General features: G+C 59.1%; 14 protein-coding genes and 1 pseudogene. 8 read left to right on the top strand and 7 right to left on the bottom strand.

The window, feature by feature from the left end; genetic code table 11:
• Positions 1 to 32: 32 nt before the first annotated feature.
• Positions 33 to 2546: a hypothetical protein gene (locus GSQ90_RS17105; RefSeq protein ID WP_158816068.1), complete on the bottom strand. Its 2514-nt coding sequence runs from the start codon at positions 2544 to 2546 to the stop codon at positions 33 to 35.
• Positions 2547 to 2606: 60 nt separating this feature from the next.
• On the bottom strand, positions 2607 to 3209 hold the full coding sequence (locus tag GSQ90_RS17100; RefSeq protein WP_158816067.1) for a TIR domain-containing protein: 603 nt from the start codon (positions 3207 to 3209) through the stop codon (positions 2607 to 2609).
• Positions 3210 to 3604: 395 nt separating this feature from the next.
• Between GSQ90_RS17100 and GSQ90_RS17095 the strand changes: the two genes are divergently transcribed.
• From GSQ90_RS17095 to GSQ90_RS17075, 5 genes are all read left to right on the top strand, one after another.
• Positions 3605 to 6820 (top strand): TIR domain-containing protein, encoded by a 3216-nt coding sequence (locus GSQ90_RS17095; RefSeq protein WP_158816066.1) that lies wholly within the window; start codon positions 3605 to 3607, stop codon positions 6818 to 6820.
• A gap of 625 nt (positions 6821 to 7445) precedes the next feature.
• Complete coding sequence (locus GSQ90_RS17090; RefSeq protein WP_158816065.1) at positions 7446 to 7991, top strand: toll/interleukin-1 receptor domain-containing protein; 546 nt, start codon at positions 7446 to 7448, stop codon at positions 7989 to 7991.
• A gap of 793 nt (positions 7992 to 8784) precedes the next feature.
• The gene (locus GSQ90_RS17085) at positions 8785 to 9273 is read left to right on the top strand and encodes a TIR domain-containing protein (protein ID WP_158816064.1); all 489 of its coding nucleotides are present in this window, start codon (positions 8785 to 8787) and stop codon (positions 9271 to 9273) included.
• A 6-nt stretch (positions 9274 to 9279) separates the two neighbouring features.
• The gene (locus tag GSQ90_RS17080; protein WP_158816063.1) at positions 9280 to 9927 is read left to right on the top strand and encodes a hypothetical protein; all 648 of its coding nucleotides are present in this window, start codon (positions 9280 to 9282) and stop codon (positions 9925 to 9927) included.
• 71 nt (positions 9928 to 9998) lie between these two features.
• Positions 9999 to 11174: a nucleoside triphosphate pyrophosphohydrolase family protein gene (locus GSQ90_RS17075; RefSeq protein WP_158816062.1), complete on the top strand. Its 1176-nt coding sequence runs from the start codon at positions 9999 to 10001 to the stop codon at positions 11172 to 11174.
• A gap of 61 nt (positions 11175 to 11235) precedes the next feature.
• On the opposite strand, the gene GSQ90_RS17070 is transcribed toward GSQ90_RS17075, so the two are convergent.
• Entirely contained in the window at positions 11236 to 11919 is a 684-nt protein-coding gene (locus tag GSQ90_RS17070; protein ID WP_158816061.1) for a uracil-DNA glycosylase, read from the bottom strand.
• A gap of 214 nt (positions 11920 to 12133) precedes the next feature.
• On the opposite strand from GSQ90_RS17070, the pseudogene GSQ90_RS32440 reads away from it, so the two are divergent.
• Positions 12134 to 12265: pseudogene (locus GSQ90_RS32440) on the top strand (IS1595 family transposase); the annotation flags it as partial.
• A 23-nt stretch (positions 12266 to 12288) separates the two neighbouring features.
• Here the strand turns inward: GSQ90_RS32440 and GSQ90_RS17065 are convergent.
• Both GSQ90_RS17065 and GSQ90_RS17060 read right to left on the bottom strand, forming a co-directional pair.
• Positions 12289 to 13332: a nucleotidyl transferase AbiEii/AbiGii toxin family protein gene (locus tag GSQ90_RS17065; protein WP_158816060.1), complete on the bottom strand. Its 1044-nt coding sequence runs from the start codon at positions 13330 to 13332 to the stop codon at positions 12289 to 12291.
• Positions 13329 to 13991 carry a DUF6088 family protein gene (locus GSQ90_RS17060; protein ID WP_158816158.1) on the bottom strand — a complete coding sequence of 221 codons (663 nt, stop codon included), beginning with the start codon at positions 13989 to 13991 and terminating at the stop codon, positions 13329 to 13331. Before GSQ90_RS17060 ends, GSQ90_RS17065 begins: the two co-directional genes overlap by 4 nt.
• Positions 13992 to 14751: 760 nt before the next feature.
• Between GSQ90_RS17060 and GSQ90_RS17055 the strand changes: the two genes are divergently transcribed.
• Positions 14752 to 14994, top strand: coding sequence for a hypothetical protein (locus tag GSQ90_RS17055; protein WP_158816059.1), 243 nt, complete (start codon positions 14752 to 14754; stop codon positions 14992 to 14994).
• A 177-nt stretch (positions 14995 to 15171) separates the two neighbouring features.
• On the opposite strand, the gene GSQ90_RS17050 is transcribed toward GSQ90_RS17055, so the two are convergent.
• On the bottom strand, positions 15172 to 15888 hold the full coding sequence (locus GSQ90_RS17050; protein WP_158816058.1) for an SMC-Scp complex subunit ScpB: 717 nt from the start codon (positions 15886 to 15888) through the stop codon (positions 15172 to 15174).
• Between the two features lie 2 nt (positions 15889 to 15890).
• The gene (locus GSQ90_RS17045; protein WP_158816057.1) at positions 15891 to 16856 is read right to left on the bottom strand and encodes a DUF1403 family protein; all 966 of its coding nucleotides are present in this window, start codon (positions 16854 to 16856) and stop codon (positions 15891 to 15893) included.
• Positions 16857 to 16975: 119 nt separating this feature from the next.
• Between GSQ90_RS17045 and GSQ90_RS17040 the strand changes: the two genes are divergently transcribed.
• The gene (locus tag GSQ90_RS17040) at positions 16976 to 17188 is read left to right on the top strand and encodes a hypothetical protein (protein ID WP_158816056.1); all 213 of its coding nucleotides are present in this window, start codon (positions 16976 to 16978) and stop codon (positions 17186 to 17188) included.
• Positions 17189 to 17249 lie beyond the last annotated feature (61 nt).

Here is a 17249-nt window from a genome sequence, read left to right as displayed (position 1 = left end):
TGACTTGCCTCCGAAGGACGAAGTCTGTTTGGCTATTGTGATATCTCTCCGCTCGGCTCCAACATGTTGCTCGCAAGCTGTCTGAACCAATTCGCGATGCTCGGTGGAGACGAATTCACGGTCATCAGCGCGGGGGAGAAGGTTCCTTCTGCAACGTGCACCCCAAGCTGTCGATAGGCTTCGAACTGCTCCTCGTCGTAAAACTGGTCGAGCGTTGACTGATGCGGAAAATCGGGATGAATGGCCCGGTAGCGCTTTACCAATTCGGCTTCGTCTCCGGTTAAAGACAGCTTCAGAGAGAGCATCAGACCGATCTCGTTGGGGCGGTCGCCGTCTGCTGGATACCGGATTCGAAAGAGCTGAGAATGAGAGCGGCTGAAAGTTGACTTCGAGTCCGGCCTGAGGTCGTCGAACCTGGGTTCGATTCTTATGCCGAAGTCGATCTGCGCGTGTCTCACGAGGGTCATTTGTCCGTGAAAGGTCGATTGTGGGTCGGCTTCACCGTCCACGCAGATTATGAATTTGCAGCGCCGGCGAAGCAGCTCGTAGATGCCCATGTTTTCGATGTGCCCGCCGTCGGAAAGGTTCAACCAATCGTTGTGCTCGGACATCTGGACCCCCGTCATTTCCCTTAGCAGGCATCCAAAGGCAGGCACGCCCTTATTCGACTGCGGCTTGGCAATCCAGAAACCGAGGCGGATATTCAGGAATGTCAGGAGGGCGGCAAGCGTTGGCTTCGATTCGAGGCCCATGTGGGGTGACGCGGCTGCGCCAGAGATCGCCATGGCGGTCGCAAGATCGATCTCGGCTCCATTCGACCTCCATTCGCCGGTGGGACGATAGCCGACCGAGCGAGCACCGGTCCAAAACTTGGAGAAGAGAAAGAAATCACCCCTCCGATCTCTTAAGACAGCGCTCGTACTCGAAGGCAAGTTTATGGTCGCGTTGATGAGGTGGTAAGGTGCCCCATTAAAGCCGTTTGCCGCGCTGAGAGGGATATCCCCGTCCTCGGTGGAAGCCTGTACGAATGTCCGCGCCAGCTGATCGCGGTAGAGTTTGTGCGGCCCGGTTAGGTTGATGTTCAGAAGGAAACGCGAGAACAACCCGGCGATAACAGCAACGGCAATGGTGATCCAAACGCCCCCGGCATAGCGCATCGGACTCCAGACCGACGCCGATGGATCTGGAGAAAGCGAGTTCATATCGAGCAAAAGATAAAAGCAAATCAACCCGAGCACCGGCACAACGATGGCGGCAGCGGCTAATACGACCTTGATTACGGTTCTTTCAATCGCCGGGCTCCGAAATATGGGCAAATAGCGCAGGAGCGCCGGCGTCGCGATGAGCGCCGCGGCAGCAAGACTCGAGATGGACCAGTGAGCCCTAAGCGCATCATGGAATAGCAAGTACCCGCGCTCCACTCCAAATATGGCGAGCGCCGCAACCGTCAATCCCGCGCTCCCGGCGAGAAGCCAGCTTCCAATGTAGGTCGTGGTACCTCCGGCGCGCAAGGCAGCACCGTAGATCAGCGTCAACACCAGAGTAGCGATAGCGAGCGTCGGCACTGTGTAGCCCAACATTTCGGCTGAAACGGCAGACGCGATTAAGTCTCCCCCAAGCGCTAGAAGGGCAATCACGCATAGCGGAGCCGTCCAGTTGAGGAGCAATCCGGCAAGCGTGCCTGTCGCCATAAACCATCGGTGCTTGAGATCGACCGCATTCAAATACTTGGCGTTCTGCCGAAGGTACCTCACTGACGGGGTGTCTGGCCCGTGAGGACTGCCTATCGCGGCAAAGTCCTGTCCCTGACCGATGCGCGCAGTAATGAAGCTGCCTGTGTATCCCCCGCCCGAAACGGTGGAAAGGAAGTCCACGTCCTTCATGAGTCCACGTTCCGCGAGGACCTGGACGACGCCCAGGCAGAATGTTGCAGATCTGATGCCTCCGCCCGATAGCGCGAGGCCGACCGCATCGGCGCCTTTCGCTGTCTTGATTTTGTGGCGCACGCGCCTTGCATCCACCGCCGCCCCTTCGGCACCGTTAATCTCGGCAACGTTCGGAATTTTCTCCGAGGAATTAGCGACGATTCCGAAAGCGACGGATCCCAAACAATGGTCGATTTCATCGGGCGGCATTACCGGGGGGGTAACCGCGTCGGGCTCGCAGTTGCCATAGGCCATCTTCTGTAGCTCTTCCGAAAAAGCTACCAACTTTTGACGCACTCTCGCCAAGTCTGCGCGAAACTCGTTCGCGCCGTCTTTTGAATTCAGAAGCCCGGCCCTCGCCGCCCGATGCCATTTGGCCGTCACAGGTCTCAGGTCGACATTCAGTATCTGCGTGGTCATCCGCGCGAAATTCTCACAGCCGGGGTGATCCTTCATCGCCTTTCGCGCCAAAGCGAACACCTCCACTAAGCTCTCCAAGGCCCTGGCTTCGTCGCCGTGCTGATAGCCCAACGGTTGGGTCGCTATCCGGGTCCGGAGTTCCGAGAGCAAGTCATGCGCGGCGAGCTTGTCGGGCTTAGGCTCGGAGATTGGCGCGGACATTTGGGATGGCTCCTTCGATTATCGTTTTCACGCCATGCACCAACGATGCATGGGGATCGACTATCGGCCGGCGAGGCCTGCGGCCGTCTCGATCCAGCCGCCGATATCTTTGCGGCCGTCTTGCGGGGTAAAGTCATAACTCATGCAATGACTTCCCAGTGCAACGACGCTGTCGTCTTTGGGCGCCGCAAACCACAGCTCGTTCGCAGATATCGACTGAGCGTAGTCGTCGTATTTAGCCCATTTGCCGTCCTTCCATTCGGCAAAGAAAATGCCAGCCGCCGTCTTGTAAACGCCGACCTGCCATAGAGGATCGTATCCTTTCGCAGCGATTTGTCCGTCCTTATCTTTTAGCCCATGGACCAACACGGTCAGAAGTCCGTTTCGTCTGACTACGCTTCGAACAATCTCATACCTCACCCAACGCCTCTTCCAAGTCTCCGTACCGGTCAGGACACACGTCACAGAGCTATTGTCTAGGCCGTCCCGGAGAAAGGCCTTGATCAAGTCGTCACCTTTCTTCTTGGTGGCCTCGAAAACGCTGGCGTCAAAAAAACCGCGATCGATTTGCTCATCTTTTTTGACAATCCAAGAATTGCGAACATTCATAGCTCGCCAAATGTCAGCGGCGTAGTGAAACGAAAAGAAGGTTCGTCTGGTCAACTCGTCCTCCAGAGTCTATCCGGTTATACTTTCAACTGAATCTTAGTTATCCATTGAGGCGATTTTCGACACCGCCTGTCGAGCCCTAGGGGCCGCGCCGCCGGTCCAGAGGTCCGCCGACATAACCTATCTGCGAGCGCCTCGACCCGACCCCCAATGGCTGAGTGTCCGCGTAATCGGAGGCCAGGACAAGAGCTATTCGAGAAGTTTCGCCAATGTAGGATAGACAATGACCGCCACGAAGTTCTCGGAGCCAAAGGCGGCGTTTGCTATCAAGCATGGTGGCTCTATTCCACGACGAAAGCGGTTGCTGCATTCGCGCCGCGAGCGCATTGTCATTGCGAAGGACGCCCCGAGATGAGCGGGATGGAAATCGCAACGGGTGGTGGAGTGTAATGAACGCCGAAACTGTCCGGCAACGCCCGGCAGCCGCTACGGCCGAACCCATTGTAACGGGTACTGCGGTCCCGCGTGGGTCATCGGGAAGAGGGAAAGATTTCGCTTTCGACGCCTTCGCGACCCATGCGACCGACCCGGATGGAGACCTGGTTCGGGAGGTCGAGGCTATCCTTGAAGGATTCCATCGACGCCCGGGGCTACCCAAAGAATATGCGCAGGAACTTGAGCTCTGCGTCGACGGCCGGGACTTCATCTTTCCCAGGAAGAGACGGGGCGAGCCGGACACTGAGGACCTCATCAGGAAGGTGATCCGTGAATATCAAGCCCGCTCACGCTGCCTCATCATTTTCGTGGGCTCAAGCAGTCGCGACCATCCATGGATCAACCGCGAAATCGAGTGGTGGGAGGAGGTGCGCCCGGATGGTCCCGTCTATCTCGCCGTCACCCATGCGCACAGTCCCTACGACGTGGAACTCTTCACTCCCAAGGCGCTGAGCGCGCGCGGCGGTCAGGATCTGCCGCTATTTTTCGATTTGCGCGGGTATTACACGAGTTCGCGATGGTCGTGGCGGACTTTGGTTGCGATGCTCCGCGGTCGAACAGGGCGACCAGAAAGCTTGCGCCTGGCCGCCCTGAGTTGGAAGAAAATCCGGCGGTTCGGGGAAGAAACCGCGAAGCTCGCCGCGCAGCTCGTATCGGACAAGCTCGGCGCAGCCGTCGCGGTGTCGGATCTGGAAGAAGCCTACGCCGAAGCTGAGCGGCAAGAGCGCGCCAAGCGTCGGCGCGAACGGATGCTGACGATTGCCGGGGCACTCTTGCTAGCTGGCGCGTTGCTAGGAGCGATCTATCTAAACTATCAGCACGTCTGGCGTGAGAAAGTCGAAGCTTGGACGCGCGTAACCGAGGATTTGGGTGACTCCTTTTCTCCTGCATTAGTCGATGCGCTTGCTTACGGGGCTAGCGCGGTATCAGAGGGGGGCGACGACGCCTCCGGTCGGTCCTTGCTCAAGATTCTCAATCGGCTGGCGCCGGTGGATCGTACTCTGGAGTTGTCGGGCCCCCGCGCCACTGAACAAGCGCAGACGGCGGCACTCTTTCGCGGCGGTGCGATGCTGGCGATTGGTGGGCGCGAAAGCATCCTTCATTTGATCGAAACGACTACCGGCCATGAAGTGGCGGCGTTGCCTTTGAACGCCGCGCGCATTCGTTCGATAGTGCCGATTACAGACCTTGGCTCCGAAATCGTCGTCGGCACAGACCACGGGCTACGGTTAGTGACTCTGAAGATTGGTGAAGGCAATTCGATTCAGCTGAATGTTGAGGCGAAGGCGTTGGAAACAATGCGCATTGGCGGCCTCGCACTCGACGCGTTAGGTTCAAGGATAATCGCGGGGACCTTCGACGGAGACATATTCACTCTCCCGAGCCGCCCCCTACGAGACTGGTCGGCCACGCTCGCGTTTCATGTCGTCGACCCGCGCTACGCCGAAGGAGACGTCCCAAGCGGGGTCTTCGGACTTGCCCTGCGCGGCCAGCGCCTATTCATCGCTGGCATCGATGGAGTCTTTACGGTCGTCCATCTTAATGCTGATGCAATGGCGCTCGAGCGGCAATTTGTGCATCCCACCTCCATATTTGCAATGGATGCCTCCTCGAATGGCGGTCAGGTCGCCATAGTCGATGAGAAAGGGGCCTTGTCAATCTATGACTCCGGGACCTGGACACGACGTGTAGCAGAGATCCGGCAGCCCGATCCGCAGAGCGTAGGGCGCAACACGGATGGAGCGTGGATTGTGTCTAAAGTCGAGGATCCGCCTGCAGTTGGGGTCGCTTTCGATCCCAGCGGCCAAGTGGTCGCAGTGACGGGCCACGATCGTACAGTCAAGTTTCTGCTGACTGCATCCCTTGCCCCAATCGCAGTGGTGATTCACAAAGCGGCGGCCCGAGGTGTGATCTTTTCGGCCACGGGCGCCGCGGTCTATACATTCGGTGACGATGGGCAGGTCCGCGTGTCTCGGCCCTTTGATACCGCTACTGGACCTCGTGTCGCTGGTGTCGCGGGTTTCTCTGGCAGACCCGGACGGAGCGAAGTGGCGGCTTGGGCAAGCCCCGCCAAAGGCTCGACTTTTGTCTGGCGAATTGATGCCGATCGAAACGGGGACCCCGAGTCGGTCGGCTCGATCAAGCCGGATGGTTGGCAGGGCATTGTGGTAGCGGATGGAACTCTATTCCTGCGACCTTCGGCATCTTCGCAAGTTCGCACCTTCGCCGTTCACCCCGACACTCCGACATCCTGCGCCGACGGGCTTCAACGTCGCGCCGGGACCGACGGCATTGAAATGGTTTGGCAGATCATGCAGGGAACAGTTGCGAATGAAATCGCCACGCTTGAGGCAACAGCGCAGGATGGCCCGGGAAAAATAAGGCTTTGGCGAATACCGGACTGCCACATTCAGGCGGAATTCCCCTACCAGGGCCCGAGCAGACGGGCCGCTGTGGCGTCAGGCGCGGTTGCAGCCGTCGAGGGCAACTCCGTTACGATCTGGGCTCCGCCGCTTAGCGATCACCAGCAATCGATCAATTTCGAGACGGAAGTTGCAGGTTTGTCGGTTGGGCCAGCGGGTGAGGCAGTCGCGGTAATCCTAAAGGAAGGACGGACCTGTCTGTGCTCACGTAGCAATACCGGGCAGGCAAAATCGGAATGCAACGCAACTAGCATCACGCACACTTGCAAAAAGCTGGACCTCGGCGCCAATCGCAATCCAGTCCGAATCGCCTTTTCAACGACCGCCGCATTTGCCGCAGCTGTTTTTGGCAACGGCGAAGTGTCTCTGGGAGCCGCCGCGAGTGGTTGGAAGTTTGTTCCGATCGCCCCAGCGCAATTGAGGCCCTTAGAGCCGCCGGTGGCTTTCTCAGAAGATGAGACCCTCGTGGCGGTGCCCGACGGGGATAGCGGCATTCGGCTCCTTGATCCCAGCACATCGGAGACTCGCAGCCTGATCCCCACGCCAAGCCGGGTCTCAGAGCTCGGCTTCATCAACGATGGAACCCACCGAGTGATCTCGTTAGACGCCGGTGTTCTGCGGATCTTCGACATGCGCCGTCAAAGCTTAATCAGCGCTGCCTGTGCGCGCTGGCCGAAGGATATCCTCGCGCCGACATACCAAGGCATTCCTCCTCCGAAATCTCGTGTCGAACTCTGCGGTCCGTAAGATTGATCGGACAGGATCACAGATCTATCAAGATCCTGCTTGGTGCGATGCTTGGCCTCAAGGATTGTCAGGAACCGCGGCAATGATTGCCGGGATTGCACTAATGCATCGGGTCAAAAGGGCTTAGTTTAGGCTCTGGAAGCCCTGGCCAAAGACAGTGCCGCTCCCGACTTCGGAACACAGTTCTCACTGCATGAGCCGCACTAACGTCCCAGCCGCCGTTTCGCCTTGAATCCTAGCCAGAACCGGCATTCGCAGCTCTTTGAGAATTTTTGGGGATGTACCTCCCGAGCCGTCGATGATACCCCTAGGCCACTGTCTCGCCTGTGAGTTGATGGGATTTCAGACTTTGCGCACACCCTCCCCTCGATGACCGACCTGCCCTTCTCCATTCCGATGCTGCTTGGCCCTGTTATCGGCCCAGTGAGGGCGGCGACACCTCCCCGCTCTCGATGAAACTCGGACCCCTGGCCGTCCGGGACGCTGAACGTGGGCGATTTGTCCTATATCTCAACTCAATCGAGAGAGTCTGTCTTGACCGACTCACCAGTTTAATGCGCGATGCTCTTTCGCCCTTCAGGGGAGCGAGCCCACGCGTGGAATATTGCATTTAGGACCCACCACGATGATTGACTACATTACCCCGGACTATCTTCGGCGGAACGCGGGCACGCTCAACGAGCAGGCGTCAACCATCCGCAAGGCCCAGAGCCGATCACCGGCGGGGTCGACATTCTTGAGCCACTCATCAAAAGACGTCGACTCGCTTCCAGGAGTGATCGCCATCTTGGAGCGACACGGAGCCGAGGTGTATGTGGACAAGAAGGACGAGAGCCTGCCGCCCTACACATCACGTGAAACTGCAACGATCCTGCGCGGGAGGATTCGACAGTGTCGGAGATTCATTCTGTTCACCACGCAAAACAGCAAAGACAGTCGATGGATTCCCTGGGAGCTTGGGCTTGCTGATGGCTACAAGAGCGCCACGAGCACAGCCGTCTTTCCTAGCCCGGATAACGCCCATGAACCAGCTTGGTCGGAACAAGAATATCTCGGCATCTACGACCGCGTCGTCTACGGCGGCCTTGCCGGTCATGCACAGCCGATATTCATGGTATGGAACCAGGAGAAGAACACGGCACAAGAGCTGTCCGCTTGGCTAAGGGAATGATGATGATGAGAGCGACGAGGATGGCGCTCTCGACTTCGGAACCAAGGCAGGACCTTGGCGGCTGCCTTCAAGGTGCTTTAGCGTGAAGCTAGATTGGTTCGGGGCCCATGCTTCAATCGTCAGCAATCAAGCCTTCTGCGACCGGCGCCACTGGTGCTCCATGAATCGAGAAACTTTGCGATTTTGGTCTAAGGTGGGGGAACTAACGCAATTTCATTTCCCGGAGACAGCACGAAGCGCCGCATTCTTACATTTAGGTGCCGCGCGACAGCGATTTTGATGCAATGCCGCCAGGATGGTCGATATTCGCCAGCGGCCATAAGGGACCTTCGCCAGCAGCTTGCGCCCGCGCGGCACCCCGCCGCGTCAAGCCCATGATGTTGGTCTTAACCCATATCTGGCAGATAAAGACGAGTCGCACCGGATCAAGCTAGCCCCGACTTGTTTTTCAGCGTGTGTGTCTGCTCGAGAACCCGAAGGTAGGCAACTTCTCGGAGGGCGTTTAAGGTCCGGGTTCGATTTTCGAGCGATCCGGGAGGCGTGAACATGTCTTCAAGACGGATATTGGGGGGCGGCCTTATGTTCTTCGGTCTGACCGGCGAGTGGCCGCGCTGACGCCGGTTACCCGAGACGAACCCTACCTCACCTTTTGTCAAATTCGTCGTGCTCGTGAAAATTCTGTGTGCGACCACGTCAGACGCGAAGATGCGCGAATCACAAGAACATGCTAAGTACCTCAACCGATTTTTCAGCGGACGCATGCGCGCTCTCGAAAGTCGGGGGGTAGAATTTGATGCCAAACCGCCGGCATGTTTTTATTAGTCATCATCACGCGGACGATGATCACGTCAGCAAGTTGACAGAATTACTGGCCGGACAAGGCTTCGAGATCCGGAACAGTTCCATTCGCGCCAAGCCGGCTAACCAAGAGCGCTTGGATAAGGGCCTGATCAAAGAGGGGACGCTCAAGCGCTTGCTCCGTATGAAGATGTCCTGGGCATCAACCGTGATCGTATTGATTGGCAAAGAGACGCATCGGCGCCCCTGGGTGGATTGGGAAATCCGGCAGGCGAATGAATTGGGGAAGAGGATCGTCGGGGTCTATACCCGAGGGGGGACCGAAGCCGACATTCCGCCAGCTTTTGAGGATTTTGGCGACGCGATTGTGAATTGGAATTCGGGCAGCGTCATCGACGCCATCGAAGGCAAGGACAGTCCCTTTGAGAAGCCCGATGGCACGCCTCGTGTGCCCGTCCATGCTGCTCGGACGTCCCGGTGCTGAAGCCCCATGGCCAAGGTCTATATTTATGTCGTGGCCCGGGATTTTGGCTTTGCGCCAAATCCGTTTCATGGCGTCTGCACATTGGCGACATGCAAGCCTGTCATTCGTCGAACCGCTCAGGTCGGTGATTGGGTGATCGGCATGGGTGGTAGCAAACTTAAAGCGGTCGGACGCTGCATCTTTGCAATGCAAGTCACCGACGCTTTGACTTTTGACGAGTACTGGGCTGCGCCGGAATATCGAGCCAAGCAGCCGGTTAGAAACGGCAGCCGCAAGACCATTGTAGGGGACAATATCTATCATCACACTGCAGCTGCCCACAATTGGCACCAGGAAGATTCTCATCATAGCCAGCCGGACGGGGCGCCGGACCCTTCGAATATTCAACATGACACGCAGACGGATCGGGTTCTTATCTCGGATCACTTCCTTTACTTCGGCAAAGCGGCGCCTTTGGTCCCTGAAGAGGTGCTGAGGGACATTGGCTTCCACAACAGGGTCGGTCACCGAGTCTATCCGTTGGCCGACGCTCGGCCACTGCTGTCCTGGTTGAATGAAGCCTTCGGGAGCAAGGTCAACCACGTCTTAGGCGACCCGTTTCAGTTCACGCAGAGCAGCGCCCGGTACTCGAAGAGAGTCGATCGGATCATTTAGAGGCTGCTTTCATGCTCGCTGCGGGCAGTGCGCCATTGCACCCGGGGCATCGGAGGTCGAGGAGATTTCAAATGAAAGACCTGAGCGCCGGAAGTCTCACATTCGATGACTATCAAGAGGCTGCAAGGAGTACAGATCGGCTCATCAGGAAAGATCAAAGCTTGACTTTTCCACTGCTCGGCCTTTTTGGCGAAACGGGAAGCCTGTTAAGCGAAGTCAAAAAGAAACAGCGCGATGCAACGACATACCGAGGATATGAAAAGTCCGTTGTTGAAGAGATAGGTGATACCCTATGGTATCTGAACGCTGTTGCGTGCCGGGCCAACATCAAGCTCTCCTATTTAGGGCATAATCTTGATCGCTCCTTTGGAGAGTGGCAGATTGTCGAGCCCAGCGATTTGAAGTTCGTCGATGTACAGAAGGCCACTCGGGGACGGGCCTCCGCGCCAACGCAACAATTTGAAAAGAGCTTGCTACGTATCGCCGCAGAAGTTGGGCAAATGATCACTGATCATGAGGCTGGTCGGCTCGTTGATAACCAAGCGTCCGTAGCTGGGAGGCTCGTCGCAATCCTTCGAAGCCTCCGCGATGCGGCCGAGGAGGCAGGCATAAGCCTTGCGAACGCGGCGGTTGCAAACATCGCGAAATCTCTTGATCGTTGGCCGCAGGAGAAGCGCTACCCTGCCCTGTTGGACGCGACTTTTCCGGAGCACGAGCAGATTCCTCGGCTTCTTTCGCTCAAGCTGGTCGAGAATGGCGAACCAGGCAAACGCCACGTGACACCCTACTATCAAGGCGCCCCGCTCGGTGACAAACTCACGGACAACAGGATGGAAGATGACGATTATCGCTTCCACGATGCCTTCCATATGGCCTTCGCGGCAAAACTCGGTTGGTCACCGAATTTGAGGCGCCTGCTGAAACGGAAGCGCAAGAGCAATCTTAAGATCGATGAGGTCGAAGACGGCGCGCGAGCCGTCTTGATTGAGGAAGGCGTTTCTACCTGGGTATTCAATCGTGCCCAGCGCCTGAAACTCTTCGAGGGGCTCCATGCCCTCGACAATGAGTTATTGAAAACCGTCAGAGAATTCGTCGAGGGCTACGAGGTCGAGAAGATGCCGCTATGGCTGTGGGAAGAGTCAATTCTTTCAGGCTACGAGGTATTCCGTGCACTCCAGGTTCACCGTGGTGGCACCGTGACTGCGGACCTTGAAAACCGCACGCTGAGCTTTCAAGCCCCGGGGTAACAGCACCGTCAATGAACCACTTCTCCGCGTAGCCAATCTGACAAAACCCGATGGTTATTGGTCAAGAGCTCGCCTCGAAAGACATGGTCAATTGGCCCTCGCGCTCTTTCATCCTGGGTAGATTGTAAAGATCGGCGATTCCCGAAATAAACTCGATCTGCCCGCCGTAGCTTGGATGCCTTACGCCCGTGGAGGGAATATTCATTTCCGACAATGCCGCCTGCGCATCCCTCCCGATTGCGACGACCCGCCTCGGTGAAAGCATCGTCAGCAGCCATTCCATAATCTCGCGACAGGCCTGACGCTCGGCGCGGGTGTGGCAGCGGTTCGAAAGCGGATCCCCTGCCTCATGCGGATGAAGCGGGAACACATTCCAAAGGAATACTGGCCGTCGAACTGCCGTAAGGGTATCCCAAATGACGGTCGCTGTACGCTCAGAGACTGCCGGACCCCACGTCGCTCGCAACGGCGCTTGGCAGCCGAAGATTGCTCCGTGTGAGGACAGATGTGCTTCATCTGTCAATGCGAGACCAGTGCGACGGCCGCCGCGGTAGCCAAGATCGCGACCGACCCAAATTGAATCTACATCGTTGGCGATTGCCGCATCGAGGACAATTTCCAGATTACGGCGCCGGATCGCTGGTGCGTCAGAAACATCATGCGACGGACAGGTTTGGGAGTAGGGGTTGAAAACATTGGGAAAATGTAGCTCGGTGAGAGCCGTCACGAACTGGGCGGTGTTCACTATCTGAGCTCTTTCGCTTTTGCCTATTTGGCCTTGGCGACCCCAACCATTTATGCGGGACGCTGATGATGGGGCCCTTCGCGAGCAGACGACCATCAGATCGCGCTGAGCCAAAGGTTAGGCGTCATCGTGGGCGATGCATACGAGAGATTTGCACAATCCCCAAGCGGATCTGTGTGAGGCTTTACCCGGCGGGTTCAATTCCCGCTTTTAGCGCACGGTCGCTGACCTGTTTCAACACATCAGTCCGAAACACGCCGATCTCTATTTCCACGAGACCGGCTTCCGCTGGCGCCAACGAGTTGTATCGGGACAAGCCGTCCGGCTAACCCGGCATGGCCGCGAAACTGCGGACCTCCGCTTCCTGCACTACGAGACGCTGTTGATGCGCTTTTCTATATCGACGATCGAGGCCAGGATCATTTCAAAGGCCGGCGGATCGCTAAAGATCATCGCCCGGGTGTTCTCATAGTCTCGACGAAGTGCATCGATCATCGTGTCGTGAGGGGTCAAAGCGTAGGATCCCGGTTGGGCGGAAGCGAGATCATAGTCTGGCCGATCGAAAAACATTCGGGCATGACGAACGCAATCGCGACCGAGGCTCTTATTCATCATCGCGTTCCTGCCACGTTCTGATGCCCCCAAGCAGTGCAGATCATAGTAGTGGCGCGAAATCCGCTCGCCTTCTAGTCGGAGTACGCCGCGCCGATCGTGCCAGCGACGCAGCCCATGCGCGATCACCACCTTATCCCAGAATGTGCGGGCGGCCTCGATGGTGATAACTTTGGGAACGGAAAGGTCCAGCCCATCGACGTCGTCTGCGACGTAAGGGCGGATCGTAGCCGCGTGGTTGGGATCGAGCGCCGATTTGGCCCCCAACTCGATGCGCACCACAGGCCGGACATAGGCGCCATCCCGTGGTTCAACTTCGGGGTAATGGACGAGCAGCGTTTGACCGTCGCGGTCGGCTTCATCGATTTCGATTCGCCCTGCACCCGATGTAACGTCGGTCACCAGGATTGCGAGCGAGTCTCGAAGCGGGCCTGTGATGTAGGCCCGACAAGCGTCGCGGATTGCATCGAGCTTGGCCCGGCGTTTCGTGTTCGATAGCGCTTCCAGTTCTTCGACGGACGCCGCTTGGTCTAGATCGTCGCGGAAGACGGTGACGTCGATGTCCTCGGAGAAGCGTTCAATTAAACCAAAAGCCTTCGACAACGATGTTCCGCCCTTGAAGAGAAGGCGTGGCCCGCCGTGAGGCAGTCGATGATAAAGGGCATCGAGCGTCCAACAGACCCAGAAGTCTTTCTCGATATTGCCGACCGGCGCTCCAAGCCGATTTGCCGTAGTAAGGAACAAATCCAGTCGATCGCGAGGCGGCGAAGCGATGATCTTGGCATAGTCGTCGGCGCTCACGAAGCAGCCTCCCGGCGGTCAAACAACAGCGGCCGAAGGAACTCCTGCATCCAGATCGGCAAGGCCGAGATGCCTTTGCGGAGGTCGTCCCGTATCGCCTCTCCATGGTTCGCGTCGGAGAACAGGCGACGCAAGATCGTCGCTATTCGGTCCCGCTCTTCTTCTCTGGATAAGGCGTCCTGTAGCCAGTGCAACGCTTGGACAACGCGCATTCCAGGACGCCCAGCCCAGGTGAGCCGACTCACTGCCGCATGTTTGAAGCGGATTTCCTGCTTTCCGAGTATGATCGGTTTCAGCCGGGCGTCGACAAGCACTTCAATCTTGGCCGGCACGGCCGTGGTCAGGCCAAGGTCATTGGCGGCGGTCATGCCGTCGACGACGAAGCGGGCATTGTCTCGACGGGCGACGGCGCGGATGACGGCCTGATAGTTGGGGACGGTCGGTTTGCCGGTCAGCCGATTGAAGCTCGGGCGATCGTAGAGCCCGCGGTCGATGCGGCGAAGCTCTCCATTCGTAGCTAAGCGCTGCAACGTCTTGTCGATGGCGGCACGGCCCGCGATATCGGCGAAATCCCCCGGGGTCCAAACTGCTGACGGATCTTCGGCGGCGCGGCTGAGGATTTGGCTCCGAAAATCGGCGGTGGGGGCGGCGTCGGCCATGTCCGAAGAATGTAGCATTCTTCGGACAGAGACAAGGGCGTCCGAAATATGCTGCATTCTTCGGACAAAGGGATCCACCTGCGAAAGTTGGGAAAACCACACGTTTGTGGTTCCAAAGCGCTACCCCTCCCCTTAAGTATTCTCGTTCTGTTCGCAGGATTCGCGATGAGGATGATCACGGATGTCGAACTCGGCAACCGGATGCATGCGATCGACAAAATGCAAAAACGGGTACTAATCGGTCTTGGCATAGCAGGAACTGTCCTGGTGGCTGCAATCGGCGTTGCAATGCGCGCTGCGTAGCAGTCATTCCAGCAAGAACATTGGCCGGGCTGTGGCTGGGAAACCGACGATGCGACAACCTATCGACCTAGGTTCTGACGACGAAAGCAGGGGGACGCCGAGACAATGGCCTATCTCACTATCCGGGACGCACGGGAGGCATTCGAACGCGCTCAGCGCACCCGTCCGATTCGTAAATCAGCCTCGCAGGTCCTCAACGAGGAGGTGGCCAGCGTTCGCGACACAGATCGCTTCGACATTTTCCTATCTCACTGCCTCAGGGACGCAGATCTGATCTTGGGGGTAAAAGGCTTATCTCGAGGAGCAGGGGAATAAGGTTTATGTTGATTGGCTAGTCGACAAGCAGCTCGATCGCGGTCGGGTCACGCCCGAAACGGCTGACGTGCTTCGCCACCGGATGCGACAATCTGCGTCGCTTTTGTTTGCCACCTCCGACAGCTCGCCGGACTCAAAGTGGATGCCCTGGGAACTCGGCTATTTTGATGGCTTCCACCAAGGCCGAATCGCCATCCTGCCACTCGTCTCTTCAGAGGGCGCGGGCTTCGACGGCCAAGAATATCTGAGGCTGTATCCGGTGGTGGAACGACTGGAAACAGATTCGGGCGACGTTCGACCGTTCGTCACCAAGGGTCCAGCAAGCCGCACGTATATGGATCTGAGCACATTTCGGACTGGATCAACGACTTATAAGCGCTATTGAATTGCTTTCGCACGCTCCGTGACAGGAGCGGTGTCAGTCTCGCGATCGTCTGCGCCGACTACTTTGCGGACAACGCAATCTCCATCCATCACAGGGCAGCGACAAAAACCTAACTTCCTCGACCGTCGACGGCGTACGCCGGGACCCTCAATCGTCAACTGACCTGCAGACTCGGGCTTACGCCGCATCCTCCTCCAGATCGTCTTCGCCGGCGATCACGCCGAGAGCGCCCGCCAGGTCGGCGAGCAGCCCCGCATTCTCCCCCCTCCCTCCCGGCGCGCCTGACGCAGCCGCGCTCGTCCGGCCGAGCAGCCCGGCCTCCTCGAGCTTTTCCATATCCGGCAGATCGCGCAAAGATTCGAAGCCGAAGTGCGACAGGAACGCCGGCGTGGTGACATAGGCGTAGGGCGCGCCGGGCTGCGGGCTGCGCGGCCCGGCGGCGATGAACCCCGCCTGCCGCAGGGCGGCGATGGTGTCGCGGCTGACCTCCATGCCGAAGAACTGGCCGAGCTCGCCGCGCGTCACCGGCTGAAAATAAGCCACCGTCATCAGCACCAGCGCCTCGCGCCGCGACAGATCGGCGGCGGGCTCTCTGACGATTCCGGCGGCGCGGATCGCCGCGGCATGGCCGAGCCGGGTGCGAAAACTCCAGCCGCCGGCGACGGCGACGATCTCATAGGGACGATTGCGCAACTCGTCGCGGATGTCCTCGATGATCAGGTCGAGATTGCAGGCCTTTCCCACGACCCTCGCGAGACTTTCGCGCAAGACCGGCTGGGCGGAGGCGAAGATGACGGCCTCGACGCGGCCCATCCATTCGCGCCAGCGCATCGCCGGCGGCAGATCGTCGAGCTCGACGTCGAGGGCGATGTCGGCTCTGGCCCGCCGGCTCATCGCTACAGCCCATACAACCGAAAACTGTCGCGCCCCGACAGTTCACGAACGGCGCCCAAGCTCACAAGCCGATCGAACAGGCGGCGCAGGGCGCGCTCGCCCATGCGGCCGGCGCCGCCGGCGGCGGTCAGCGCGTCGTCCTCGAGTAGCGCGGCAATGACGGCGTCGGCGCCCTTGGCGCGCAGTTTTGGGGCGACGCTGTTCAGCCGATCGGCGCGCCGGCCGAGATCGGCGCCGAGGTCGCAGGCGGCGCCCGCGGCGCGGGCGTAGGCGAGACAGCACGCGCGCAGCCAGTCGGCGTCGCCTGCTTTCGGTCGCCGGCCCGCGGCGCCGGCCTTCAGGCGCGGATGCAAGACCTGGACGGCGAGCAAGGGAATGGCGACGGTCCAGCGCAGGCGGGCGGCGAGGACCGCGTCGGCGACCCAGAACGCGAGAAGTTCGGCGTCCGGCCGAAGCGCGACGACGCGCCGCGACGCCTCGGCCGCTGCGAGCACCGCCGGCCGATCGCCCGCCGCCAGCTCTTGCGCCGCCGCGACGATCGCCGGCAGCGCGTCGCCGAGCGCCAGGCCGAAGTTTTGGGCGGCGGCTTGCACGCTTTCCGGGGCCAGCGGATCGGACCGTTCGCTTAAAGAGCGCCAGGCGGCGAGGATGCGCCCGGCCGGGCCCGGATCGTCAGCCGGCCGGCGCAGCGCCCAGGCATCGCGCAACGCCGCCTCGTCCTCGCGGCGGCCGATCAGGCTCACGCTGGCGACGGCGGCGGTCAGCGCCAGGCGGCGGCGCCAGACGCCGGCCCAGGGCGGCGCGAGGCGCAAGAAGGCGTCGAGGGCGCCGAGGCCGGCGCCGGCCAGGAACGCGGCTTCCAGCGCCGCGCTTTCGCCAGCGGGCGCACCCTCGCCGGGCCGCGCCCATGCGGGGGTTTGCGGCGTCGTTACGGCGATCTTCAACGCGGTGGAATCGGCGCGAATCATGGTTGGAATCGTAGCAGAGGACGGCGCTTTCAGATAGCCTGTAGCCCTCAAACCGCCGCGCCCGTCGTGCGATATCGATGTCCGATAAGCTTGCCTTATCAGCCATTTAGGCTATTAGCATGTCTTTGTTGTTGTTAGAAAAAGCGACGGTGAACGCAGCACGTGGCGGCTCGCAATTTTTGGATAGCTTACGCGCCTTTGCAGCAGCATGCGGTGCTGGGATCCTGGCGCCACCCGCATCTTCGGCTTCGACGAGGAAGATGCGATCGGCCGATCGCTCGATCTCCTCATTCCGCCTGCAATCGTCTAATTCTCCTGATCTGATGGCGTAGAATTTTCGGCGAGATCGGCCCCGACTTCGATAGGACGCCTTTGAGAGACCCCCTCCGCCGC

This window comes from Methylocapsa sp. S129, assembly GCF_009765995.1.
Lineage (GTDB): Bacteria > Pseudomonadota > Alphaproteobacteria > Rhizobiales > Beijerinckiaceae > Roseiarcus.
The sequence above is the reverse complement of the archived record's forward strand: the minus strand, read 5'-3'. Positions and strand labels throughout refer to the sequence as shown.